This is a genomic window from Pseudomonas sp. BP11-1-1 (genome assembly GCF_052112105.1).
GTDB lineage: Bacteria > Pseudomonadota > Gammaproteobacteria > Pseudomonadales > Pseudomonadaceae > Aquipseudomonas > Aquipseudomonas alvandae.
Genome location: NZ_JAUTYU010000003.1, coordinates 659,311 through 682,083 on the forward strand (window position 1 = coordinate 659,311; position 22,773 = coordinate 682,083).

Sequence of the window (22,773 nt, forward strand, 5' to 3'; positions counted from 1 at the left end):
GCGACCGCCATGACAGCGATACGCAGCGCGTTGGCTCATACAGGACTGGACCGACGCGAGTCCTTCAAGGTTTCGATTTTTTTGTCCAGAGCAGCGACTTGAGCAGCGCATCCACGCTCAACTGGCCGGCACCCTGCAACAGCAACGGCAGCAATGCGACCAGGTAAATCAACGGCAACTTGAAGTTGCCATAACCCTTGTTGGTGATCGCGTACCCTTGGGCCAGCTCGCTCAGGCTCGACCAGTCCGCCGGCCAATGCACGGCTGCGGTGGCGACCACGGTAACGACCATCAACACCAGCGCCGAGGTGCGCGTGCCCAGGCCGATCAACAGGGCGATGGCGCAGATCAGTTCCGCCCACATCGACAGTTCCCAGTTCCAACTGGCCGGCACATGGTTGAACGGGAAGGGAAAGGCCGACTGGATCTCGGCGAACCAGTTCTCGCCGTTCCATTTTTCCAGGCCGGATTCGAAGAACTCCCAGGCCAGCAACAGGCGCAGCCCCAGCGGTGCGAGCCACGAGCCGGCGTGATCGAGGTTGAGGTGCAGGCTGTTCAAGGTTTTCGAGACAGTCGTGTACATGATCGTTCTCCTTCGCTCAGGCCGCGCGTTGCAGGGATTGGCGTTTGTTGGCCTGGGCCAGCTTGCCCATCAGGCGGATTGCGGTGGCGGCGCAGATCAGGCCGAACGGCAGCACGTACCAGTCACTCATTGGAATACGCTTGAAGTTCGAGTAGGCAAAGATCGCCGCCAATACCCACATGCCGGTCGTGTGCAGGCGCTTCCAGGCCGTGGCGCCGATCAGCCGCGTAGTGCTTTTGAACGAGGTCAGGGCCAGTAGCAGGACAAATACATAACCCACGGTGCCGGGCACGTTGCCCAGGGCAGTGCGCCCGGGCCAGAACTCGGTGTTGAGTTGGCCGTACCAGTAGATGAGCACCGCATGGATCAGATGGGAAAAGGCAAAGGCCAACCCGATGAAGCGCCGCTCGCGCACCAGGGATTTGCTCAGGGGCGAGGGCACCAGCACGGCAAACGCCGAGGCCGTGAAAGCCAGCAGGAACAGGGCGAAGGATGAACGGGCAGTGGCGCGGATGGCGCTGCGCACGCCTTCGGTCAGGTCGGGGTTGATGATCAGGATCATTACGGTCATCAGCAGCACCAGGGCGGCAAGCAGGCTGAACAGCGACCAGCCCTGGTAACGGAAAGCAGGCGGCGTTGCGGTGGCGTTAGGCATGGGAAAGCTCCTTGGATGGCCCGGCATCGTGGTGGCCGGGGATAGGAGGAGTCTTTCAAGTGGGTGTAAGCAGGGTGTGTCCGGAAGGGGGGCGGTGTGCAAGTTTGTGTATGCGCTGTGGCGGTTGACACACTGATATACAAACCCGATACCGAGCCTTTGCACAAGACCCTGTGGGAGCGAGCTTGCTCGCGATAGCGTCAGGTCAGTCGATTGATGTTGTCTGACCCACCGCTATCGCGAGCAAGCTCGCTCCCACAAGGGATTCGGTGGGCTTCAGGCGGACGTATCGCAACCCAAGCGCAACTCAGCGCACAACCCGCCACCCTCGCGATTGCTCAAGGTCAGCGACCCACCCATGGCGTTCGCCAGTTGCTGGGCGATCGCCAGGCCCAGGCCCGTGCCGCCGGTTTCCCGGTTGCGCGAGCTCTCCACCCGGTAGAACGGCTTGAGCACTTCGGCCAGTTCCGGCTCGCTGATGCCGGGGCCTCGGTCCAATACCTGGATCGCCAATTGCCCGTTGGCGGCGGGCCGGACCTGGATCTGCGCCGCGCCACCGAACTTCAAGGCGTTGTCCACCAGGTTGACCAGCACCCGACGCAACGCATGGGGGCGGGTGTCGATGACGGCGGCGTTCTTGCCAGACAATTGCACATCCTGCCCGGTGTCCTGATAGTCGAACACCAGGCTGTCAAGGAACGCATCCAAGCTGATCCGGCAACTGGCTTCGGTGGCACCGTGGATACTGCGGGCGTAGGCCACGCCTTCACGCACCAGATGCTCCATTTCGCCCAGGTCGCTGTAGAGCTTGTCTTTTTCTATTCCATCGTCCATGAACTCGGCCCGCAGCTTCATGCGGGTGATGGGCGTCTGTAAATCATGGGAAATCGCGGCCAACAGGTGCATGCGCTCCTTCAGATAGGCGGCGATGCGGTCCTGCATGGCATTGAAGGCCTTGGCCGCGTGCACCACTTCGGTCGGGCCTTTTTCGTCCAGGCGTACGCCATGTGCGTTGGGGTCGAGGGTTTCCACCGCCTGCGCCAGTCGGGTGAGGGGGCTGACGGCGATGCGCACGGCCAGCCAGGTGCAGCCGATCAACAGCGCCAGTTGCCCGAGCAAGACCATCGGCAGCCAAGGTGAAAGCGGCGCCATGGCAGGACGCACGTCGATGGTCAGCGGGTTGCCGTCCTTCAGGCGCAGGTGCGCCTGGTAGTGCATCTTTGGGCCTGGGATCTGGTTGAAGGTCAGCGCATAGGATTCGCCCAAGGCTTCCTGGAGCGAACTGACCGATATCGGCGCGTTGTCGGGAAGCATCGGCACGCCAGGCTGGCCTTCGTCGAGCACGTAGCCGTAGTTGCGCCGCGCAAGCTTTGGCAGCCACGCGGGGCGTTCCGCGGCAGGCAGGCGATCAAGGATCGCCACCGATGTCGAGACGTCGGTCTCCAGGTTGCCGAGCATGGTGTTCTTGGCGCTTTCGTAGCGTTCGTAGTACTGGACGCCGAACGACAAACCCTGGGCCAGGACCAGGCCGATCAGGAAGATCAGCGACAGGCGCGAGGCGAGGGTGCGCGGCCAACGCAGGGGCAAACTCATACCGAGGCCTCGAGGATCTCCACCGGCAGCGAGAACACATAACCTTCGCTGCGCACGGTCTTGATGTACGCCGGCTCGCGAGCATCGTCCAACAGGCGCTGGCGCAGGCGACTCACCAGCAAGTCGATGGAGCGGTCGAACAGGTCGGCGTCGCGGCCCTGGGTCAGGTTCAGCAACTGGTCGCGGTTGAGCACCCGCTGCGGATGGTCGAGGAATACCCGCAACAACCGGTACTCGGCGCCGCTCAAGGCCACCATGGTTCCATCGCTGTCCAGCAGGTGCCGGGCCGTGGTATCCAGCCGCCAGCGGCCAAACGCCAGCAGGCGGCCGCTCTCGGTGACCACCAGGTTGGGCGGCAACATGCGCGTGCGCCGCAGCACGGCGTTGATCCGGGCCAGCAGTTCGCGGGCGGCGAAGGGCTTGACCAGGTAATCGTCGGCACCCATTTCCAGGCCGATGATGCGGTCGGTCTCGTCGTTGCGAGCGGTCAGCATCAAGACCGGCGTGGCCTTGTGCTTGCCGGCGCGCAGTTCCCGGCACAACACCAGGCCATCGTCGCCGGGCATCATGATGTCCAGCACGATCAGGTCCACTGGGGTGGTATCCAGGAAGGCGCGCATTTGCCGGCCATCCGCCACGACGGTGGTGCGCAGGCCGTTCTTTTTCAGGTAGTTGCCTACCAATTCCCTGATCTCGCGATCGTCATCCACGATTAACACATGATCGACATGATCCATGGTGTTCTGCCCCTTGGCGTTTTGTTGTGGGTGAGTCTACAGCCAGCAGCCGGCCTGGCCTGGGACGGTTTGTATTGCAGTGTATCTGGCGCGCGGCGGATACACAGCGATGCAAAAAGCCACTCGGTTCGATACAGGCGTGATACCTGGGCGGCATTCAATGGCATCCATCGAGGCAACACGACCTGCCTCTGAACAAACATCCATTGAATCGAGGACACCGCCATGAACACCAAAGCCATCTACGCCGCCTGCCTGTTCGCCGTACTGAACGTCTGCACCCTGTCGGCCCGGGCCGAAAGCACCGTCCAGCCGCACACCTACAGCTATGGCACCCACCTGGATGTACGCAAAGTGCTGTCCCTGAGCGAAGACCCGCAACCGGCCTGTGGCGTAGTGAATGCCCGCATGACCTACCTGGATTCGGCGGGACATGAACAGGAGCTGGACTACCGCAAGTTTTCAGATAACTGCAGCAACCAGAATTGACCTTTTCTCGTGGCGAGGGAGCTTGCTCCCGCTAGGTCGCGGAGCGGCTCCAAGAAAGCACTGACCATTCGGTGTGTCAGGCAGATACGAAGGGGGCGCTCCGCGCCCAGCGGGAGCAAGCTCCCTCGCCACGGGTTCTCCGCCAGCCTTTAATTTGAGGTGTTGCCATGCTTCTGATCGCATTTCTCGGCGGGATCCTGACGATCCTCAGCCCTTGTATTCTTCCCGTGGTGCCGTTCCTGTTCGCCCGGGCCAATCAATCGCGCAGCTCGGTGTTGTTGACGCTGGGAGGCATGGTGTTGACCTTCGCCGCCGTGTCCAGCCTGGCTGTGGCCAGCAGCGAATGGGTTCTGCGTGCCAGCGTTGCCGGACGACAAGTCGCCCTGGTGGTGATGGTGCTGTTTGCCTTTTCGCTGATGTTCAGCCGGGTGGGCACTTGGTTGGCGCGGCCGCTGGTCAGCCTGGGCAATCGTCTTGATGCCGGCGCCGGGCGGATGAGTGGGCCTGTGGCGTCGGTGTTGATCGGCGTCGCCACCGGATTGCTCTGGGCGCCGTGCGCCGGCCCTGTCCTTGGCGTGATCCTGACCGGGGCGATGCTGCAAGGCGCCAGCGCCCAGACCAGCCTTTTGTTGCTCGCCTACGGCCTGGGCAGCGCCTTGTCACTGGGAACCTTGATCCTCGCCGGCCGCGGCTTGGTCGGTCGATTGAAACTCTCGCTGCCGATCACCGCCTGGCTGCGCCGCGCCACCGGGGCGCTGGTGTTGCTGGCCGCCGTGGCAATTGGCACCGGGGCGGATGACCGGTTACTGGCCGCGACATCGTCGCAACAGTCGGCCAGCCTGGAAAAAAGCCTGCTGGAGAACGTGCCCAAGGCCATCGACTATGTAGTGAGCAAGGCCGGCGCGAGCACTATGCCAACGCTCGAATCCCAAGGCGCCATGCCTGCGCTGGACGGCGCGGTGCAATGGCTCAACTCGCCGCCGCTGGGCAGCGAGTCGTTGCGGGGCAAGGTGGTGCTGGTGGATTTCTGGACCTACGACTGCATCAACTGCCAGCACACGCTGCCGTATGTGAACGAGTGGGCGAAGAAATACGCGAAGGACGGTCTGGTGGTCATCGGCGTCCACACCCCGGAATACGGCTACGAGAAGATCATCGACAACGTGCGCGAGCAGGTGCGCAAGTTGGACATCCAGTACCCGGTGGCCATCGACAACCAATATGCAATCTGGCGCGCCTTCAACAACCAGTACTGGCCGGCCCATTACTTCGTCGATGCCAAGGGGCAGGTGCGCTACAGCCATTTTGGCGAAGGGCGGTATGGCGAGCAGGAGCAGGTGATCCAGCAATTGCTGCAAGAGGCAAAATCCGCCCAATGATCCCGTGGCGAGGGAGCTTGCTGTGGCGAGGGGATTTATCCCCGCTGGGTCGCGAAGCGGCCCTAAACCTGACAACTCGGTGTATCCATGGATCCAGGGGCTGCGGCGCAGCCCAGCGGGGCGGTGCGACGTTTCGCTAAATCCCCTCGCCACAAAAGATGGCGTGAAACGAGGCTGCGATCTTTCTCCAGACACTTGAGTCCCAAGCGAAAGATCAAAAGATCGCAGGCTTCGCCAGCTCCTACCGACTGTATGAAACTCTTAATTTTCATGATGTTAATGCATATATGTGAAAGCGTTTCTAGATAAGCGCATGAGCTGATGAATGGCATGGAAATGCTGGCCCCTTGCTCCTAATACTGGCGTCAAACTCCTTTCATTTCAGAAAGTTGGACGACAAACCTATGCGTGTTTCTATCTGGATCGCGGCGGCCATGCTCATGGCCGCCGTTTCGCTTGAAGCCCAAGCCAGGGCGCTGACGGCAAACCAGCAGTCAGTATGTCGCTGGGGTTCGGACATTGCGGCGGGCGCCCAGGCGTCGAAGCTGTCCGGGGTCAGCCTGTACGGGGCACGCAAGAAGTTGCAGGTGCGCAAGTTTCCGCGGCCCTGGATGCGCATGACCGCCCTGGGCATTACCGAACAGACCTACAACAGCACTTCGCGGCTAAAGCCGGTGGCGGTCAAGCAGACCTACTACGAGCAATGCGTGCGCCATGAGCTGGCGCGACGATAAGCCTTCAGCCCGGACTCCGGCCGGGCATTTCGATGCCATGCTGATGCACCCGTCGATACAGTGTTGCCCGGGAAATGCCCAGGGCCCGCGCCGCCGGGGTGGGTTTCCAGCGATGGCGCACCAGGGCGTCCAGCAACGCCTGGCGTTCAGGACTGGCGCTGGGCTCCGGCCCATGATCGACGGTAGTCGCGCTGTGCAATGACTCGGGCAAGTGGCTGAGCTGGATGACGCTGGCCTCGCAGACCGCGCAGGCATAGCGCAGCACATGCCGCAACTGGCGGACATTGCCCGGCCAGTGATAACCCAGCAGGCATTCCAGCGCCGTGCCGCTCAGGTGCACCGCACCGCCGCACAGTGCTGACTCTTCTTCCAGAATGCGATTGATCAACGCCAATCGGTCGGTGCGTTCGCGCAGGGGTGGCAGTTGGAAACGGGCGCCGCCGAGGCGGAAGTACAGGTCCTCGCGAAACTCGCCGGCGGCCACCAGGGTTTCCAGGTCGCGGTGGGTCGCGCAGATCACCTGGATGTCCACGGCCTTGCGCCGTGAGGCCCCCAACGGCGCCACTTCGCCTTCGGCGAGTACTCGCAACAGGCGGGTTTGCAAGGCCAGGGGCATGTCACCGATTTCGTCGAGGAACAGCGTGCCGCCATCGGCCTGCTGCAACAGGCCCTGCATACCCTTGGCCGAAGCGCCGGTAAAGGCACCGGCCACATAACCGAACAACTCGCTCTCGATCAGGCTTTCCGGTATGGCCGCGCAGTTCAAGGCCACGAAAGGCCGGTCGCGGCGCTGGCTGCCCTGGTGCAACTGGCGGGCAAAGACTTCCTTGCCGGAACCGGTCTCGCCCTGGATCAGCACCGGCAGGTTGCGATCCTTGACCCGCACCGCCAGGGTCAGGCTGTCGGCGAGGCGTGGATCGAGTTCGGTCGGCGTCATCGCGGCGCGCTGGCGAGGCGTGGCCCGGCGCCGTGGCGCGCTCAAGCGCCCATGCAAATCGACATCAAGCGGATAGAGGCTTTCATCGCGGGCGCGGTGCAGCAATTGGGCGTCGAAGATCTGGCTGATGTGCTGAGGCAACTGGCCGTAACGCTGCATCAAGAACTGGCGCGCCGCCGGGTTCAGCGCTTGCAGGCAGCCATCGTCGTCCCAGGCCAGCAGGAAATCCGGCTGGCTGTCGACGTACCCGGCGTTGCGATGGGCCCGCAGCACCCAGTAACCCTGGGCGCTGCTCATGAAAAATGCCTGTTCGATTTCCCGGGCGCTCTGCACCACCATTTGCCGGATCAGGTGCTGGGAGCGGCGATCATCCGGCGAACGCACCGCCGAGACGTCCAGCACCCCGAGCAATTCCCCTTGTGGATCGAAGACCGGCGCGGCGGAGCAGGTCAGGCCAATGAATGCCGCGCGGAAGTGATCGCGCTTGTGCACCGTCACCGCCGTCTTGGCCGTGAGCACCGCCGCGACGCCGCAAGTGCCTTCTTCGCCTTCCGACCAGCACGTGCCCAGGTAGAGCCCGGCCTTGCGGCAGTCATTGCGAAGGGTGGTTTCCACCCGGTAATCGATGGTCTGGCCCTGGGCATCGGTCAGTAGCACGCAATAGTCGGCGTCGCGCACCCGGCCATGCAGGCGCGCCACTTCGTCGCTGGCGATATTGAGGAACAGTTCCGAACGCTCGCGGCACTGCTTGAGCACGTCGTGGGACAGGATCCGCGGGCCCTGCAGCGAGCCGGGGTCCAGATGATGTTGCTCCATGGACCGGCGCCAGGAGTCGAGGATCAGGTCCGGCACCGGCAATTGCGGCAGTCGGGCGGCGTTCTTCAGCACGCGGCTGACGCAATCCACATGCGCCCGGGAGTGAGCGGAAAGCATAGGGGCCTCCGGTTCAGCTTCTTGTCGTTGTCGGCACATTAAGCGCTGATCGCCGGGCGCAGACAAGCCCGACGGAGCGCAGGCCCCGAGGTGAGACGCGACGTCTCAGTGTCTCGCGGTTTCGTCGTGCAGGCTGGCATGTGGCGTCTCACCGGGCTCGTGGGCAACGCTTCCAATGGAGCGCGGCGAGCGCTCTGTCTCGAGGCTTTGCGTCGATTTTTCGGCAATTGGCACCGGCCTTGCTCTAGGCCTTGGACCCATCCCGTTGGGCTTCCAATAATAAAAAGAGGTGCCTATGACTTGCCCGCCAAGCCCGTTGATCGTTACCGCCACGGTGGCGCCATGAGCCGCCGTCCGCTCACCGTTGGCATCATCGCCAATCCCGCATCGGGCCGCGACGTGCGACGGCTGACCGCCAATGCCGGATTGTTTTCCAGCACCGACAAGGTCTCGGTGATCCAGCGCCTGCTGGCTGCGTTCGGCGCCACCGGCATCGAACAGGTGCTGATGCCCACCGACATGATCGGCATGGCCGCCGCCGTGCTGAAGAACAGCCACAGCCGCCAGGCCCGCAGCAGCCACTGGCCGGCCTTGGAATTTCTCGACCTGACCCTGCGCCAGACCGTCGAAGACACCCGTCGCGCCGCGCGGCTGATGGCCGAGCGCGAGGTGGCGTTGATCGCCGTGCTCGGCGGCGACGGCACCCACAAGGCGGTCGCCGCCGAAGTCGGCGACATTCCTCTCTTGACCCTTTCCACCGGCACTAACAATGCCTTCCCCGAGCTACGCGAAGCCACCAGTGCCGGGCTGGCCGGCGGGTTGTACGCCTGCGGCCGCATCCCGGACGAAATCGGTTTGCGCCGCAACAAGCGCTTGCTGGTCTGCGATGCCGCACGTGGCTTGCGTGAAGTGGCCCTGGTGGACGTTGCCGTGTCGCCGCTGCGCTTCGTCGGTGCCCGGGCGATCAGCCGGGCGCAGGACCTCGCCGAAGTCTTCGTGACCTTTGCAGAACCGCAATCCATTGGCCTGTCGGCCCTGTGCGGCTTGTGGTTCCCGGTGTCACGCCAGGCGCCAGGCGGTGCCTGGATGCGCCTGGACCCGCAATCTCCCGAGGCGCTGCTGGTGCCGCTCGCACCAGGCTTACTGCAAGGCTGCGGCGTGCTCGCCGCCGGTCCTTTGGAACCCGGCGTCGCCCACGGTCTATCGCTGTCCGCCGGCACGTTGGCCCTGGACGGCGAGCGGGAAATCGAATTCAACGCCCATGACCGGCCCACGGTCACCCTTGATGCCGGCGGCCCGCTGAGCATCGACGTCAACGCGGTGCTCACCTACGCCGCGCAACAACGCTTGTTGGCCATTGGCCGCAAGCACCCGCAACACCCCTTGAACCTTCAAGAAGACACGCCTGGAGAATAAAAATGTCGACATCGCTCACCCATGATCAATTGCTGCACGCCTATCAGGTCATGCGCACCATCCGCGCCTTCGAAGAGCGCCTGCACGTGGAGTTCGCCACAGGCGAAATCCCTGGTTTCGTCCACTTGTATGCCGGCGAAGAAGCCTCGGCCGCCGGCGTCATGGCGCACCTCGGGGACGACGATTGCATCGCCTCCAACCACCGTGGCCACGGTCATTGCATCGCCAAGGGCGTGGACGTCTACGGGATGATGGCCGAGATCTACGGCAAGAAAACCGGGGTCTGCCAAGGCAAGGGCGGCTCGATGCACATCGCCGATTTCGAGAAAGGCATGCTCGGCGCCAACGGCATCGTCGGCGCCGGTGCGCCACTGGTGGTCGGCGCAGCCCTCGCGGCGCGGCTCAAGGGCACCGACAGCGTCGCCGTGGTGTTTTTCGGCGACGGCGGCTCCAACGAGGGCGCGGTGTTCGAAGCCATGAACATGGCCTCGGTGTGGAACCTGCCGTGCCTGTTCATCGCCGAAAACAATGGTTACGCAGAGGCCACTGCCTCCAATTGGTCGGTGGCCTGCGACCACATCGCCGACCGCGCCGCCGGCTTCGGCATGCCCGGCGTGACTGTCGATGGCTTCGACTTCTTCGCCGTCCATGAAGCCGCCGGGGCTGCCGTCGAACGCGCCCGTGCCGGGGAAGGACCGTCACTGATCGAGGTCAAGCTGACCCGTTACTACGGCCATTTCGAGGGCGACGCCCAGACCTATCGCGCACCCGACGAGGTCAAGCATTTCCGCGAAAACCAGGACTGCCTGATGCAGTTCCGCGACCGTACCACCCGGGCCGGGCTGCTCACGGTCGAGCAGTTGGACCAGATCGACAAGGAAGTGGAGATGCTGATTGAAAACGCCGTGTACAAGGCCAAGTCCGATCCCAAGCCGGCGGCGTCCGACCTGCTGACCGATGTCTACGTCAGCTACCCCTGAACGCCCCTATAAAACAACAAGAGAGAATCCCATCATGGCGAGAAAAATCAGCTATCAGCAGGCAATCAACGAAGCCCTGGCCCAGGAAATGCGTCGCGACTCCAGCGTGTTCATCATGGGCGAAGACGTGGCCGGTGGCGCTGGCGCACCCGGTGAGAACGATGCCTGGGGCGGCGTGCTCGGCGTCACCAAGGGACTTTACGATCAATTCCCGGGGCGCGTGCTGGACACGCCGTTGTCGGAAATCGGTTATGTCGGCGCAGCGGTCGGCGCCGCCACCTGCGGCGTGCGGCCAGTGTGCGAACTGATGTTCGTCGACTTCGCCGGCTGCTGCCTGGACCAGATCCTCAACCAGGCGGCGAAATTCCGCTACATGTTCGGCGGCAAGGCCTCCACGCCCCTGGTCATCCGCACCATGGTCGGCGCCGGCCTGCGCGCCGCGGCCCAGCATTCACAAATGCTCACCTCGTTGTGGACGCATATCCCGGGCTTGAAAGTGGTCTGCCCGTCATCGCCCTACGACGCCAAGGGCCTGTTGATCCAGGCGATCCGCGACAACGACCCGGTGATCTTCTGCGAGCACAAATTGCTCTACAGCATGCAGGGCGAGGTGCCGGAAGAGCTCTACACCGTGCCGTTCGGCGAGGCCAACTTCCTGCGCGATGGCAAGGACGTGACCCTGGTGTCCTACGGGCGACTGGTCAATACGGCGATGGATGCGGCGCGCAACCTGGCCGGACGTGGCATCGATTGTGAAGTCATCGACCTGCGCACCACCAGTCCGCTGGACGAGGACAGCATCCTGGAAAGTGTCGAGAAGACCGGACGCCTGGTGGTGATCGACGAGGCCAACCCGCGCTGTTCCATGGCCACCGACATCTCGGCGCTGGTGGCGCAAAAAGCCTTCGGCGCGCTCAAGGCACCGATCGAAATGGTGACCGCGCCGCACACGCCGGTGCCGTTCTCCGATTCCCTGGAAGACCTGTACATCCCTGACGCGGCCAAAATCGAACAAGCCGTGCTCAACGTGATCGAGTGGAGCAAGCGCTGATGAGCCAGATTTTTACCCTGACCATGCCCAAGTGGGGCTTGTCGATGACCGAGGGCCGGGTCGATGCCTGGCTCAAGGAGGAGGGCCAGGCCATCACCAAGGGTGATGAGGTGATGGACGTCGAGACCGACAAGATCTCCAGCAGCGTCGAGGCGCCGTTTTCCGGTGTGTTGCGCCGGCAAGTGGCTCGCCAGGATGAAACCCTGGCGGTTGGCGCCTTGCTCGGCATCGTCGTCGAAGGCGAGGCCAGCGATGCCGAGATCGACGCGGTCATCGAGCAGTTCCAATCCAGCTTCGTGCCCGGCGACGCGGCTGATGAGGACAGTGGCCCGAAACCACAGAAAGTCGAGGTGGACGGCCGGGTGATCCGCTATTTCGAGCGCGGCGAGGGCGGTACGCCGCTGGTGCTGGTGCACGGTTTTGGCGGTGACCTGAACAACTGGCTGTTCAACCACGAAGCGCTGGCCGCCGGGCGCCGGGTGATTGCCCTGGACCTGCCGGGCCATGGCGAATCGTCGAAGGCCCTGCAACGCGGCGACCTGGACGAGCTGAGCGGCGTGGTGCTGGCGTTGCTCGATCACCTGGACGTCAACACGGCTCATGTGGTGGGGCATTCCATGGGCGGGGCGGTGTCGCTGAATGCCGCGCGCTTGATGCCGCAACGGTTCCGCTCCCTGACTTTGATCGGCAGCGCCGGCCTCGGTGCGGAGATCAACGGCAGCTACTTGCAAGGTTTCGTCGACGCGGCCAACCGCAATGCGCTCAAGCCGCAGCTGGTGCAACTGTTCTCGAATGCCGAGCTGGTCAACCGGCAGATGCTCGACGACATGCTCAAGTACAAGCGCCTGGAAGGCGTGGACGCGGCCCTGCGCCAACTGGCAGGGAGCCTGTTCAAGGACGGCCGCCAGCAGGCGGACCTGCGCGAAGTCGTGCAGGCCGGTCACGTCCCGACGCTGGTCATCTGGGGTAGCGACGACGCGATCATCCCGGCGGCCCACGCCGAAGGGTTGAGTGCCCAGGTCGAAGTGCTGCCTGGCCAGGGCCACATGGTGCAGATGGAAGCGGCCGAGCAGGTCAATCGATTGATCCTTGAATTCATCGGACAGCACTGACCCAGCGGGCGGCGATTGAACCGTCGCCCTACAAAAATATCTGGAGGCAACGCTATGAACGTTTCAATCAAGCCGACCCGCAGCATGCGCGCCGCCGTCTGGCACGGCCGCAACGACATCCGCGTCGAAGACGTGCCGCTGCCGGTATCGCCGCCCGCCGGTTGGGTGCAGATCCGCGTGCAATGGTGCGGCATCTGCGGCTCCGACCTGCACGAATACGTGGCCGGGCCGGTGTTCATCCCGGTGGAGGCGCCACACCCGCTGACCGGGATCAAGGGCCAGTGCATCCTCGGCCATGAGTTCTGCGGCGAAATCGTCGAGCTGGGCGAGGGCGTCGAAGGCTTCAGCGTCGGCGAGCCGGTGGCCGCCGATGCCTGTCAACATTGCGGCACCTGCTATTACTGCACCCATGGGCTCTACAACATTTGCGAGAACCTGGCCTTTACCGGGCTGATGAACAACGGCGCGTTCGCCGAGTTGGTCAACGTCCCGGCGAATTTGCTCTACAAACTGCCAGCCAATTTTCCCGCCGAGGCTGGCGCGTTGATCGAACCGCTGGCGGTGGGCATGCACGCGGTGAAAAAAGCGGGCAGCCTGTTGGGCCAGAACGTCGTCGTGGTGGGGGCCGGGACCATCGGCCTGTGCACGATCATGTGCGCCAAGGCGGCCGGCGCGGCCCAGGTCATTGCTCTGGAGATGTCCGGCGCACGCAAGGCCAAGGCCCTGGAAGTCGGGGCCAGCCATGTGCTCGATCCGAATGAATGTGACGCCCTGGCTGAGGTTCGGCGCCTGACCGGTGGTCTGGGCGCCGATGTCAGCTTCGAGTGCATCGGCAACAAGCACACCGCCAAGTTCGCCATCGACCTGATCCGCAAGGCCGGCAAATGCGTGTTGGTGGGCATCTTCGAAGAGCCCAGCGAATTCAACTTCTTCGAGCTGGTTTCCACCGAGAAGCAAGTGCTTGGCGCGCTGGCCTACAACGGTGAGTTCGCCGACGTGATTGCCTTCATCGCTGATGGACGCCTGGACATCTCGCCGCTGGTGACCGGGCGTATCCAGTTGGAAGAGATCGTCGGGCAGGGCTTTGAGGAGTTGGTGAACAACAAGGAACACAACGTGAAGATCATCGTGTCACCCGCACGGATCTGAGAGCGCCTGAGGTGGGCGATTTGGCGATGGTCGGCAGCGACCATCGCATTTTTTCGTTTTTTCAGTCGGCTCGATAGTCCCGCCAGACGCGGGTTTCATCCAGCTGCAGCAGCGCTTCCTCTTGTCGACGAAACGCTCGATCGCAATCGAGAAAAAACTCGTCGAGCTGCGGCGGGTCGATGTGGGTGGCGCTGAGCATGGTGTGGACCTGGCCGCGGTGATGGATCTGGTGCTCGAACAGGTGCAGCAGCAAACGGTCGATCCGTTCGCGAACCCGGCCGTCGGCGCGCAGCAGATCAACGGCACGGGCGAGGTCCTCGTGCCTCAGGTTTTCGCAGAATGTCGCCAGCTGCCGGTCGGTGCGGTCCTGGCTTTCCCTGAGTTGGGCGAATGCGAGCGTCGCGGAAAAATCCTGTTCCTGACCCGCCACGTCACCTTCCAGGGCGGTGAGGTAATAACGGTCGACTTCGAGGATATGGCACAACGTGGCCTGGATGGAGGGAAAAAAACTGGTGCGGTAGGCCTCGTATTCCACCGTATTCAACTGCGCGCAGGCGTCCAGCAGCCTGTGGTTGGCCCATTGGTTGTTCAGGGCCTGGGCCAGGAAATAATTCATGGGACGCCTCCCGTGCGCGTCGTTTCGCCGGGGGAAGCGTAGCAAAGACTGGCGATGGCGCCGTGTTGCTGGTCGGTTGGTCCCGCGTTTGCACCACAACCCCATGTGGGAGCGAGCTTGCTCGCGATAGCGTCGGGACATCCAATAGGGATGCAAGCTGGACAACCGCTATCGCGAGCAAGCTCGCTTCCACAGGATTTCTTACATGCCCGAACCTCTGCGCCCGAGCTTAAAGCCCCACATCCGGCAGCATCGGCCGGTTGGCCAGCGCCTTGGCCATGATCTGCTCCACATACACCCGGTCTTCTTCCGGCAGGGCCAGGCGCGGTGGGCGGGTGAGGGCGCTGCCGCGGCCGGCGATGGCTTCGCACAGCTTGATGCACTGCACCAGGTCGGCGCGGGCGTCGAGGTGCAGGATCGGCATCAGCCATTCGTAGATCGGCATGGCTTCGGCGAAACGTCCGGCGTGGGCCAGGCGGAAGATGGTTTCACCTTCCTTGGGAAACACGTTGGACATGCCAGACACCCAACCTTCGGCGCCCACGGCCAGGCTTTCGAGCACCACATCGTCAAGACCGGCGAACAGCACGAAGCGATCGCCGACTTCATTGCGCACGTCGATAAATCGGCGGGTGTCGCCGGACGAATCCTTGAAACACACCACGTTGTCGCAATCAGCCAGCGAGATGAGAATGTCCGGGGTGACGTCGTTCTTGTAGATCGGCGGGTTGTTGTAGACCATCAGCGGCACGTCGGCATGCCGGGCGACGTAGCGGAAATGCTCGGCGGTCTCGAACGGCTTGGAGCCGTAGACCAGCGCCGGCATCAGCATCACGCCGTCGACACCGACCTTGCGCACGGCGTTGGCAACCTTGGCGGCTTGCACACTGGTGAACTCGGCCACGCCGCAGATCACCGGCACCCGGCCCCGGGAGGCGTCCACCGCGACTTCGGTCACGGCGATTTTTTCCTCGGCGCTCAGGGAGGTGTTTTCCCCCACCGAGCCGCAGACCACCAGGCCCGACACGCCATCACGAATGACGTTGGAAATGACTTGGTGGGTTTTTTCCAGGTTGATGGAAAAGTCATCGTTGAATTGGGTGGTGACGGCGGGGAATACGCCGCTCCAGTTGATGCGTTTGCTCATGGGTGTCTCCTTTTGGTTTGTGGCGAGGGGATTTAGCGAAACGTCACATCGCCCCGTTGGGGCGCGAAGCGGCCCCGGTATAGGCAATTAGGTGTGTCAGTCAGGGCCAGGGGGCTGCTGCGCAGCCCAGCGGGGATAAATCCCCTCGCCACGGAGGGTTGTGGGTAAAAGTCATGCGCCGGGCCAGGTATCCGAGAGCCGATAGCCCTGGGGCCATGGATCGGCCGGGTCGAGCAGCAATTGGTGCGTGCCGGTGATCCACGCTCGCCCGGCGATGCACGGGTAGATCGCCGGGCGGCCGGCCACGTCGGTCAGTGAGTCGATCCGGCAGTGGAATTCGGAGCCAATGATCGAGCGGCCGACAAAACGCTCGCCCACCTGCATCAGGCCCTTGGCGTGCAGTACCGCCATGCGTGCCGAGCAACCGGTGCCAGTGGGGGAACGGTCGATCTTGCCGGGCTGGATGACGACAGCGTTGGCCCCGGTGGCGATGCCGTTCTCCCGGACAATGGGCGCGGCGACCTGGCAGAACGAGATGTGCGACCAGTCGGGATTCAGCGGATGAACGAAGCCCAGTTGTTCGTTGGCGGCCCGGGTGATTTTCAGTCCCAAGGCCACCAGGTCGGCGGCTTCGTCAGGGCGAATGGCAAAGCCCAGGCGCTGGGCGTCGACGATGACAAAACTGTCGCCACCATAGGCGGTGTCCACTTGCAGCGAGCCCAGGCCCTCGACTTCGATCCAGGCATCGAGGCGGTCGGCAAACGACGGGACGTTCTTGATCTCGACCCGTTGCACCTTGCCGTCGCGGCAGTCGGCCACGGCTTCGATCAAGCCGCCCGGGGCCTCCAGGACCAATCGCGTCTGCGGTTCGGTCATCGGCAGGATGCCGCTGTCCAGCAGCACGGTGGCGACGCACAGCGAGTTGGAGCCGGACATCGGTGGGGTGTCGGCGGGCTCCATGATGATCCAGGCCATCTGTGCCCGCGGGTCCTTGGCCGGCACCAGCAGGTTGACGTGGCGGAACACCCCGCCCCGGGGTTCGTTGAGGACGAAGTTGCGCAGGGTCTGGTCCTGGGCGATCCAGCGGGACTGGTCCCAGACCGTATCACCGGGTGGCGGGGCGACGCCGCCGACGATGACATCGCCGACTTCGCCTTCGGCGTGGCAGCTGACTATGTGGATGATTCTGGATGAGCGCATGGGTCAAATCCTTGTGTTGTCTGGTTGGGCCTCATCGTCGGATCGCCGCCCGGAGCAAGCTCGCTCCCACAAAGGGTTTTGTGGTGCACACGAAACAGTGTGGGAGCGAGCTTGCTCGCGATGAGGCCATCGGCTATTTCACCGATTTAAGGAACACCGCCGTCTCCGGCTGCACCGGATTGCCAATCACTTGGTCCGGCGGCCCGATCTCATGGACCCGCCCATTGCAGAAGAACGCCACCCGGTCGGACACGTCCCGGGCGAAGCGGATCTCGTGGGTCACCAGGACCATGGTCATGCCGTCTTCGGCGAGCATGCGCATGGTGTCGAGCACTTCGCCGACCAGTTGCGGATCGAGGGCCGAGGTGGCTTCGTCGAACAGCATGTAGTCCGGCGACATCGCCAGCGCCCGGGCGATGGCCATGCGCTGCTGCTGTCCGCCGGAGAGCTTGCCGGGGAAGGCCTTGAGCTTGTCCCCGAGGCCCACGTGCTCGAGCTGCCTGACCGCCAGCGCCTCGGCGTCCTGCTTGCTCTTGCCCAGCACCTTGCGCGGCGCCAGCATGACGTTTTCCAGCACGGTCAGGTGGGGGAAGGCGTTCCATTGCTGGAAGACGATGCCGATTTTCTGCCGCAGCCGGTTGAGGTCGGTGGCGCTGTCGTGGACCTCCACGCCGTCTACGCGGATGCTGCCTTTCTGGATCGGCTCCAGGCCGTTGATGCACATCAGCAGGGTCGATTTACCGGAACCGGAGCCACCGATGATCGACACGACCTCGCCCTTGTCCACCGTCAGGCTGACGCCCTTGACCACTTCGAGGTTGCCGAAGGATTTATGCACGTTTTCGATCTCAATCATTTTCCTGCCACCTTCTTTCCAGGCGAGCGCCGAGGCGGGCGACCACCAGGCTCATGACGTAGTAGATGAGGCCCGCGATGCACAGCACCAGCAGGGGTTCCTGAATACGCGTGACGATGGTTTGCGAAGCCCGCAGCAGCTCGACGATGCCGATCCACATCACCAGCGCGGTGTCTTTCATCACCCCGAGGACCAGGTTCAGCCAACCGGGAAAGGCAACGCGGGTGGCAATCGGCAGGACGATGAAACGCAGGTCCTGCAAATAGCTCAGTCCCAATGACCGGCTGGCCCGCCGGGTGCTCAGCGGCACCGCCAGCACGCCGCCCCGGACGATCTCGGTGAAATACGCGGCGGCGTAGACGCCGAGCACGATGCAACCGACGGCAAAGGCACTGAGGTCCAGGCCGACGATGCTCTTCAGGGAGTTGAACAGCACGAACTGGATCAGCAGCGGCACGCTGCGAAACGCATCCAACACCCACGCGAGCGGCAGGCTCGCCCGGGGCAACAGCGCCCGCAACAGGCCGAACAGCAAGCCGGCGAGGGTGCCGAGCAGGATCGACCAGGCGGTCAACTGCACCGTGACCCAGGCACCTTCGAGCAGATACAACAGGTCGTTGACGGTAAGGCTTGTAGAAAACATGACCAGCCCTCCTCAATAACGAAACAAGCGCCAGGACAACAGTCGGGCCAGCCCGACGATCAGCTTGGCGATCAGGTAATAGAGCACCGCCGCGAGGGCGAAATATTCGAAGGTGCGGAATGTCTTGACGTTGTATTCCTGCGTCACCCCGGTGAGGTCGTTGTTCAGGCCGACCACCACGCCGAGGGACGTCATCAGCACCGCCCAGACCATCTGGTTGGTCAGCGGGTAGAAAACGATGCGCAGCAGTTGCGGGACGATGATCATCCGGTAGGCCTGGAACGCGCTCATGCCCAAGGAGCGAGCGGCGCGCATCTGCGTGCCCGGCACGGCCTTGAGGCCGCCGCGAAAGTTCTCCGCCAGGTAGCCGGCGTTGTTGAAGGTAATGCCCGCCAGCAGGGCGAACCATGAACTGACGTGCAGCCCGAGGGAGCCGAGGCCGAAGTAGAGGATGTAGATCTGGAACAACGACGGCGTGTTACGGGCGATCGATACCCAGCCGTTGCCGACACCGCGTAGCAGCGGATGACGTGCCTGGCGCATCACCGTCAGGACCAGGGCGATCAGCACGCCGAAGATCATCGACAACGCGGCGGTCTCGAAGGTGACCCAGGCGCCGGCGAACATATCGGGCAGGGCGCGTAGCGCCGGGCGCCATTGGAACGTGTAGTCAAACATGGCTCGGGTTCCCCTTGGCCGCGGAGGGTTGCAGCCATTGCGGTGGCTCGCCGCTGGCCGTGGCGGTGCAGGCGGCCTCGACGCATTCGGCCAAACTGGCAAAATGCACGCCACGTCCCACCAGGCCTGGTGCGTAGTGCGCGTATTTGCCGGAGTTGGTCATCAAGGTGGTAGCGGCCGGCGGGATCACCGGCTCGCCCAGCATGCACCAGCAGGTGTCGGTAACCAGCGTTGCGCCGAAGGCCTGGATCGCCTCCAGGTACCCGGCCTGGCACGCCTGCTCCAGCACGGCCCGGCCGCAGGTGATCGCGAGGACCACGTCGGGGTGTTTGATCCGTCCCGCACACAATCCTGCCAAGGCGGCGAATTCACTGAGGGAAAAGTGCGGATTGCCCAGGGACACCACGTCCACGTGCCTGTGCCGGGCGCTGTTGAGCTCGCGCCAGCTGGCGAGCAATCCCGCCATGTCGACGGTTTCCGTGGGTAACACGGCGTCGCGATCCAGCACCGCGGCCGGGTCCATGGCCTCCGGCGTCACCCCGGCGATGTGGAACAGCGGCGCCGCGCTGGTGGTGGCGAACGCCGCGCCAAAAGCCTTCAGGTCGTCGAGGTTGGGCGCGGTGTTTTCCAGCCCCTGGATCAGCGGGATGCGTCGGCCCGTCAGGCTGCCGATGTGATAGCCCAGCAGCGGGTAGAAGCTGTCATCCATTGAATCGAGCCTGGGGACTTTGACGATCAGCCCGGCCTTGCGCTGATCATCGAGATGACAACCGGCCAACGGCGCGCGGCCACACAGGGCGATGCAGATGTCGAGAAAATCCGGGTACTTCTGCGTTCGGGCACCTAGCACGCTGTTGGCGTAGACCACTGCGTTGGATTCGGCCCAGACGATCTGCTCGCCGACGGTGGGTGCGGTGTTCAGCAGGTAGGGCGCGCAGGTGAAGCTCAACTGCGCGCCCATGGCCATATAAGCGTCGCCCAGGGCGCTGGCGGGTTCGCCCAATGCCGGGTCGACACCCAATTCGCGCCAGCGACGTTGGTCCACGGAAATCGAATTGAGTGTCGTGGGCACGCTCACTTTCGCCCCCCACTGCACCAACTGTTCGGCAAACCGCAGGCTGGCCGGGCCGGTATAGATGCAGCCGTCGATGTGCGCCTGGGTGATGTCCAGCAGTTCATCGGCGCCCTGGATCTCGGCCATTCGCAGGACGATTCCCATTGCCACTTTTGCAGCCTTGCCGTATGCACCGTCAAGCAACGCCTGGTCCCGTTCGTTCAGACGGACGGTGGAGGGTGCTATCGGTTGCGAGGGGATATCCGCCGCGTACCATTGATCGTTGGGCCGGCGCCCGGACAACGTCAGGCAACTTCCCTCGATGCGCGCGAATCCTTGACCTCGCAAGCCCTCGAATGCCTCGCGGCCGATGCACAACACTGGCAGCGAACGTTGGAAAATCACCTCGGCCACCAGCACGCCCAGAACAAGGATTTCATCAGCCTCGGCCAGCACCAGGGCGGCTGGCGCATGGCCGTTGCTGATGAGCTCCATCAGCACGCTGCTGCCGGTGCAGGAACCGCGTCCGCTGGGAATCGCCAGCACCCGACCCGCAAGGCGCTGGCCGCTGAGGGGGTGATGGCGATCGATGACTTCGCCCGAGGCCGGATCGACTCCGCCCCAAAAGCTCAGGCCAACGTCAGCGAACAGCAGGGTGCCCTGGGCGGCACCCTCCACCAGGCTACGACCTTGCAAGCAGATAGGCGTGCTTGGCATACCGCGCTCCTCAGTAGTAGACCTGCGGCACGGTCAGGTTGGCCGGTGGGATTTCCGTGCCGACCCATTTGACGAACAGCTCGTTGTACCGACCGGTGCGCACTTGCTGGTTGACGAACAGGTTGAGGTAGTTGATGAGGCCATACTCGCTGCGCTTGGCGCCGAGGGACACGTAGTCGATGACGTAAGGTGCATTACCGGCGATTTTCAGCCCCTTGTATTTGCCCGACTTGATGGTGGCGGCGGCGACGGTGTTGGTGACCACGGTGGCATCGATGTGCCCTTGGGCCACGGCCAGCAGTGTGTCGTTCTGGGATTGGTAGGCACGGAAACTGCCGCTGCCCCAACTCTTCTGGTCCTTCTCCAGGGCGATCGCTTCGTAGGTGCTGCTGGTGTTGCCGAGTTTCTTGCCCTTGAGGTCGGCGTAGCTGTTGATGCCGGTGTCGTCGCGGGTCAATACCACCATCTGGAAGGCGAAGTAGGGCACGGTCAGGCCGACGGTCTTGGCCCGCTCCAGGGTGTCGGACGTGGAGGCAACGATGACATCGGCGCGGCCGGAAAGCAGCGCGGGGATGCGGTCGGAGAACGGTGTTTCCACCACTTCGGCGTCTACGCCAAGGATTTTCGCCAGGTCGTTGCAATAGTCGACGTCGAACCCCGCCGGCTTGTTGCTTTCATCACGAAAGCCCATGGGCGGAAAATCCAGTGTGACGGCGCAACGCAGCTTGCCCGAGCCGATGATGTCGTCGAGCTTGTCGGCATGGGCGGGAAGGGCAATCAGGGGAAAGAGGACAACGCTGAGGGCTGCGGCTAATGCACGGTTTTTCATAAAGGCCTCGCTGTCGAATAAATGCGGTGAGATATCGTATTGAGGATTTCGTATACGATATTAGATAAGCAATCGACGTGCCTGTTTTATGCTGCAAGCTCGGTTTCAGGTAAGGCTTTGATAATTGGGCGATTGTTGGAACTGCTCCGGTGGTGCCAGGCGAGCGGGGCAGAATGACGGTGTTACAGATGGGAGCAGTGCGTGAGAGGCTGCCCTGTAAAGGAACAACGTCAGCGCTGGTTTTCTCGGTACTGGCTGGGGGAAAGGCTCGTCAGCGCGCGGAACTGGCGGCTGAACGCACTGTGATCGGTGTAGCCGCAGCGCAGGGCGATTTCGGTGATGGGTAAATCCGGTTCCAGTAACAGTCGCGAGGCTTCTTCCAGGCGCGCCTTGTGAATCATCTGGCGGGGCGTGAGTTGGAAGATGCGCTTGCAGTGCCGCTCCAATTGCGCCACCGACAAGCCGGCAATGGCGGTGAGTTCCGCCAGGCTGATGGGACGGGCGAAGTGCAGCTTGATATGCGCATCCACCGCCGCCAGTTTCTGGAAGGCTGGATGGCTGGCTTGTGGCGATTGCAAATCACGGGAGATCCCGGCCAGGCCAACGATCCGGCCCGAGGGCTCGCGCAAGGCGAGCTTGTGGGTCAGGCACCACACCGGCTGGTTGCCGTAATAAAGGTGCAATTCGAGCTGGTCGGCCAGCTCCCGTCCGCTGGCGAGCACGCGTCGATCCTGTTCGGTGTACAGCGGGCCGAAGCGTTCGGGGAATACCTGCTCGGCGGTGAGGCCCACAAGGTCATTGCAGTGCTTGAAGCCGCAACGCCGGGCGAGGGTCTGGTTGACGAAGGCGTAGCGGGCTTGATTGTCCTTGATGAAAAACACGGTGTCGGAGAGGGTATCGAGCAACGGCGCGATGGCTTGCAGGCTGCGCAGCAGGGTGTCGAGGTCGCAGGGGGCGAGGGAGGTGAGCGAGGGGTGCATGACCGGCGTCGTCTTTTGTGTGGGAGCGATGGCGCAGTGTCAGTCGAAAATGTGCTGTCTGTCACGCCGCCATCGCGAGCAAGCTCGCTCCCACATGGGGTCTGCGATGCCTGCAAAGTTCAAAAGTCCGCCTCAAATCCCTGTGGGAGCGAGCCTGCTCGCGAAAGTGGTGGGTCAGCTTGCATCAATGCCAGATGTGCCGACGCATTCGCGAGCAAGCTCGTTCCCACAGAAGAGTCTGTGGGTTCAGGTGGGCGGGGTTTCTTCCAGGTTCAGCAAGGTTTCGATTCGCGCCGGGCCGAAGG

Annotated in this window: 22 protein-coding genes and 1 pseudogene; 9 read left to right on the forward strand and 14 right to left on the reverse strand. The window is 63.2% G+C overall.

Annotated elements, in window-relative coordinates; genetic code table 11:
* Window positions 1-64: 64 nt before the first annotated feature.
* The 4 genes from Q7C33_RS09525 to Q7C33_RS09540 form a co-directional block, all read right to left on the reverse strand.
* A complete protein-coding gene (locus tag Q7C33_RS09525) occupies window positions 65-583 on the reverse strand; it encodes an HvfX family Cu-binding RiPP maturation protein (protein ID WP_407683287.1) in 519 nt (172 codons plus the stop codon).
* A gap of 16 nt (window positions 584-599) precedes the next feature.
* Window positions 600-1,238: a ferric reductase-like transmembrane domain-containing protein gene (locus Q7C33_RS09530; protein ID WP_030140707.1), complete on the reverse strand. Its 639-nt coding sequence runs from the start codon at window positions 1,236-1,238 to the stop codon at window positions 600-602.
* 276 nt (window positions 1,239-1,514) lie between these two features.
* Complete coding sequence (locus Q7C33_RS09535; protein WP_407683288.1) at window positions 1,515-2,831, reverse strand: ATP-binding protein; 1,317 nt, start codon at window positions 2,829-2,831, stop codon at window positions 1,515-1,517.
* Entirely contained in the window at window positions 2,828-3,568 is a 741-nt protein-coding gene (locus Q7C33_RS09540; protein ID WP_030140709.1) for a response regulator, read from the reverse strand. Before Q7C33_RS09540 ends, Q7C33_RS09535 begins: the two co-directional genes overlap by 4 nt.
* Before the next feature lie 225 nt (window positions 3,569-3,793).
* On the opposite strand from Q7C33_RS09540, the gene Q7C33_RS09545 reads away from it, so the two are divergent.
* The 3 genes from Q7C33_RS09545 to Q7C33_RS09555 all read left to right on the forward strand — a co-directional run bounded on the left by Q7C33_RS09545 (window position 3,794) and on the right by Q7C33_RS09555 (window position 6,170).
* Window positions 3,794-4,057, forward strand: a complete 264-nt coding sequence (locus tag Q7C33_RS09545) for a DUF2790 domain-containing protein (RefSeq protein WP_407683289.1) — start codon at window positions 3,794-3,796, stop codon at window positions 4,055-4,057.
* Between the two features lie 167 nt (window positions 4,058-4,224).
* A complete protein-coding gene (locus Q7C33_RS09550) occupies window positions 4,225-5,436 on the forward strand; it encodes a cytochrome c biogenesis protein DipZ (protein ID WP_407683290.1) in 1,212 nt (403 codons plus the stop codon).
* A gap of 440 nt (window positions 5,437-5,876) precedes the next feature.
* Entirely contained in the window at window positions 5,877-6,170 is a 294-nt protein-coding gene (locus tag Q7C33_RS09555) for a hypothetical protein (RefSeq protein ID WP_407683303.1), read from the forward strand.
* 4 nt (window positions 6,171-6,174) lie between these two features.
* Here Q7C33_RS09555 and Q7C33_RS09560 read toward each other — a convergent pair whose 3' ends face one another.
* Window positions 6,175-8,040, reverse strand: a complete 1,866-nt coding sequence (locus Q7C33_RS09560) for a sigma-54-dependent Fis family transcriptional regulator (protein ID WP_407683291.1) — start codon at window positions 8,038-8,040, stop codon at window positions 6,175-6,177.
* Between the two features lie 342 nt (window positions 8,041-8,382).
* Between Q7C33_RS09560 and Q7C33_RS09565 the strand changes: the two genes are divergently transcribed.
* From Q7C33_RS09565 to Q7C33_RS09585, 5 genes are all read left to right on the forward strand, one after another.
* The gene (locus Q7C33_RS09565; protein ID WP_407683304.1) at window positions 8,383-9,456 is read left to right on the forward strand and encodes an ATP-NAD kinase family protein; all 1,074 of its coding nucleotides are present in this window, start codon (window positions 8,383-8,385) and stop codon (window positions 9,454-9,456) included.
* A 2-nt stretch (window positions 9,457-9,458) separates the two neighbouring features.
* Window positions 9,459-10,436 (forward strand): thiamine pyrophosphate-dependent dehydrogenase E1 component subunit alpha, encoded by a 978-nt coding sequence (locus Q7C33_RS09570; protein ID WP_030140715.1) that lies wholly within the window; start codon window positions 9,459-9,461, stop codon window positions 10,434-10,436.
* 34 nt (window positions 10,437-10,470) lie between these two features.
* Window positions 10,471-11,487, forward strand: a complete 1,017-nt coding sequence (locus Q7C33_RS09575; RefSeq protein WP_039588736.1) for an alpha-ketoacid dehydrogenase subunit beta — start codon at window positions 10,471-10,473, stop codon at window positions 11,485-11,487.
* Window positions 11,487-12,599, forward strand: coding sequence for an acetoin dehydrogenase dihydrolipoyllysine-residue acetyltransferase subunit (locus tag Q7C33_RS09580; protein WP_030140717.1), 1,113 nt, complete (start codon window positions 11,487-11,489; stop codon window positions 12,597-12,599). Before Q7C33_RS09575 ends, Q7C33_RS09580 begins: the two co-directional genes overlap by 1 nt.
* 84 nt (window positions 12,600-12,683) lie before the next feature.
* Window positions 12,684-13,748, forward strand: a complete 1,065-nt coding sequence (locus Q7C33_RS09585; protein ID WP_236010302.1) for a 2,3-butanediol dehydrogenase — start codon at window positions 12,684-12,686, stop codon at window positions 13,746-13,748.
* Window positions 13,749-13,809: 61 nt separating this feature from the next.
* Here the strand turns inward: Q7C33_RS09585 and Q7C33_RS09590 are convergent, their stop codons facing one another.
* From Q7C33_RS09590 to Q7C33_RS09630, 9 genes are all read right to left on the reverse strand, one after another.
* Complete coding sequence (locus Q7C33_RS09590) at window positions 13,810-14,364, reverse strand: DinB family protein (protein ID WP_030140719.1); 555 nt, start codon at window positions 14,362-14,364, stop codon at window positions 13,810-13,812.
* Between the two features lie 229 nt (window positions 14,365-14,593).
* Window positions 14,594-15,511, reverse strand: a complete 918-nt coding sequence (locus tag Q7C33_RS09595; protein ID WP_030140720.1) for a dihydrodipicolinate synthase family protein — start codon at window positions 15,509-15,511, stop codon at window positions 14,594-14,596.
* Window positions 15,512-15,682: 171 nt separating this feature from the next.
* A complete protein-coding gene (locus Q7C33_RS09600) occupies window positions 15,683-16,711 on the reverse strand; it encodes a trans-3-hydroxy-L-proline dehydratase (protein WP_198796434.1) in 1,029 nt (342 codons plus the stop codon).
* 133 nt (window positions 16,712-16,844) lie between these two features.
* Complete coding sequence (locus Q7C33_RS09605; protein WP_030140722.1) at window positions 16,845-17,567, reverse strand: amino acid ABC transporter ATP-binding protein; 723 nt, start codon at window positions 17,565-17,567, stop codon at window positions 16,845-16,847.
* Window positions 17,560-18,210: an amino acid ABC transporter permease gene (locus Q7C33_RS09610; RefSeq protein WP_198796435.1), complete on the reverse strand. Its 651-nt coding sequence runs from the start codon at window positions 18,208-18,210 to the stop codon at window positions 17,560-17,562. Before Q7C33_RS09610 ends, Q7C33_RS09605 begins: the two co-directional genes overlap by 8 nt.
* Before the next feature lie 12 nt (window positions 18,211-18,222).
* Complete coding sequence (locus Q7C33_RS09615) at window positions 18,223-18,888, reverse strand: amino acid ABC transporter permease (protein ID WP_030140724.1); 666 nt, start codon at window positions 18,886-18,888, stop codon at window positions 18,223-18,225.
* A complete protein-coding gene (lhpI, locus tag Q7C33_RS09620; RefSeq protein ID WP_407683292.1) occupies window positions 18,881-20,659 on the reverse strand; it encodes a cis-3-hydroxy-L-proline dehydratase in 1,779 nt (592 codons plus the stop codon). Before lhpI ends, Q7C33_RS09615 begins: the two co-directional genes overlap by 8 nt.
* A 10-nt stretch (window positions 20,660-20,669) precedes the next feature.
* Window positions 20,670-21,488: an ABC transporter substrate-binding protein gene (locus Q7C33_RS09625; protein WP_030140726.1), complete on the reverse strand. Its 819-nt coding sequence runs from the start codon at window positions 21,486-21,488 to the stop codon at window positions 20,670-20,672.
* A 230-nt stretch (window positions 21,489-21,718) separates the two neighbouring features.
* The gene (locus Q7C33_RS09630) at window positions 21,719-22,468 is read right to left on the reverse strand and encodes an AraC family transcriptional regulator (RefSeq protein ID WP_198796438.1); all 750 of its coding nucleotides are present in this window, start codon (window positions 22,466-22,468) and stop codon (window positions 21,719-21,721) included.
* Here Q7C33_RS09630 and Q7C33_RS09635 point away from each other — a divergent pair.
* Window positions 22,467-22,773: pseudogene (locus Q7C33_RS09635) on the forward strand (hypothetical protein); the annotation flags it as partial. The gene Q7C33_RS09630 and the pseudogene Q7C33_RS09635 overlap by 2 nt on opposite strands.

Bases quoted from the DNA above. Each gene is read 5' to 3' on its own strand.
- Q7C33_RS09525 (WP_407683287.1), bottom strand. From the start codon at position 583: ATGTACACGACTGTCTCGAAAACCTTGAACAGCCTGCACCTCAACCTC.
- Q7C33_RS09530 (WP_030140707.1), bottom strand. From the start codon at position 1,238: ATGCCTAACGCCACCGCAACGCCGCCTGCTTTCCGTTACCAGGGCTGG.
- Q7C33_RS09535 (WP_407683288.1), bottom strand. From the start codon at position 2,831: ATGAGTTTGCCCCTGCGTTGGCCGCGCACCCTCGCCTCGCGCCTGTCG.
- Q7C33_RS09540 (WP_030140709.1), bottom strand. From the start codon at position 3,568: ATGGATCATGTCGATCATGTGTTAATCGTGGATGACGATCGCGAGATC.
- Q7C33_RS09545 (WP_407683289.1), top strand. From the start codon at position 3,794: ATGAACACCAAAGCCATCTACGCCGCCTGCCTGTTCGCCGTACTGAAC.
- Q7C33_RS09550 (WP_407683290.1), top strand. From the start codon at position 4,225: ATGCTTCTGATCGCATTTCTCGGCGGGATCCTGACGATCCTCAGCCCT.
- Q7C33_RS09555 (WP_407683303.1), top strand. From the start codon at position 5,877: ATGGCCGCCGTTTCGCTTGAAGCCCAAGCCAGGGCGCTGACGGCAAAC.
- Q7C33_RS09560 (WP_407683291.1), bottom strand. From the start codon at position 8,040: ATGCTTTCCGCTCACTCCCGGGCGCATGTGGATTGCGTCAGCCGCGTG.
- Q7C33_RS09565 (WP_407683304.1), top strand. From the start codon at position 8,383: ATGAGCCGCCGTCCGCTCACCGTTGGCATCATCGCCAATCCCGCATCG.
- Q7C33_RS09570 (WP_030140715.1), top strand. From the start codon at position 9,459: ATGTCGACATCGCTCACCCATGATCAATTGCTGCACGCCTATCAGGTC.
- Q7C33_RS09575 (WP_039588736.1), top strand. From the start codon at position 10,471: ATGGCGAGAAAAATCAGCTATCAGCAGGCAATCAACGAAGCCCTGGCC.
- Q7C33_RS09580 (WP_030140717.1), top strand. From the start codon at position 11,487: ATGAGCCAGATTTTTACCCTGACCATGCCCAAGTGGGGCTTGTCGATG.
- Q7C33_RS09585 (WP_236010302.1), top strand. From the start codon at position 12,684: ATGCGCGCCGCCGTCTGGCACGGCCGCAACGACATCCGCGTCGAAGAC.
- Q7C33_RS09590 (WP_030140719.1), bottom strand. From the start codon at position 14,364: ATGAATTATTTCCTGGCCCAGGCCCTGAACAACCAATGGGCCAACCAC.
- Q7C33_RS09595 (WP_030140720.1), bottom strand. From the start codon at position 15,511: ATGAGCAAACGCATCAACTGGAGCGGCGTATTCCCCGCCGTCACCACC.
- Q7C33_RS09600 (WP_198796434.1), bottom strand. From the start codon at position 16,711: ATGCGCTCATCCAGAATCATCCACATAGTCAGCTGCCACGCCGAAGGC.
- Q7C33_RS09605 (WP_030140722.1), bottom strand. From the start codon at position 17,567: ATGATTGAGATCGAAAACGTGCATAAATCCTTCGGCAACCTCGAAGTG.
- Q7C33_RS09610 (WP_198796435.1), bottom strand. From the start codon at position 18,210: ATGTTTTCTACAAGCCTTACCGTCAACGACCTGTTGTATCTGCTCGAA.
- Q7C33_RS09615 (WP_030140724.1), bottom strand. From the start codon at position 18,888: ATGTTTGACTACACGTTCCAATGGCGCCCGGCGCTACGCGCCCTGCCC.
- lhpI (WP_407683292.1), bottom strand. From the start codon at position 20,659: ATGCCAAGCACGCCTATCTGCTTGCAAGGTCGTAGCCTGGTGGAGGGT.
- Q7C33_RS09625 (WP_030140726.1), bottom strand. From the start codon at position 21,488: ATGAAAAACCGTGCATTAGCCGCAGCCCTCAGCGTTGTCCTCTTTCCC.
- Q7C33_RS09630 (WP_198796438.1), bottom strand. From the start codon at position 22,468: ATGCACCCCTCGCTCACCTCCCTCGCCCCCTGCGACCTCGACACCCTG.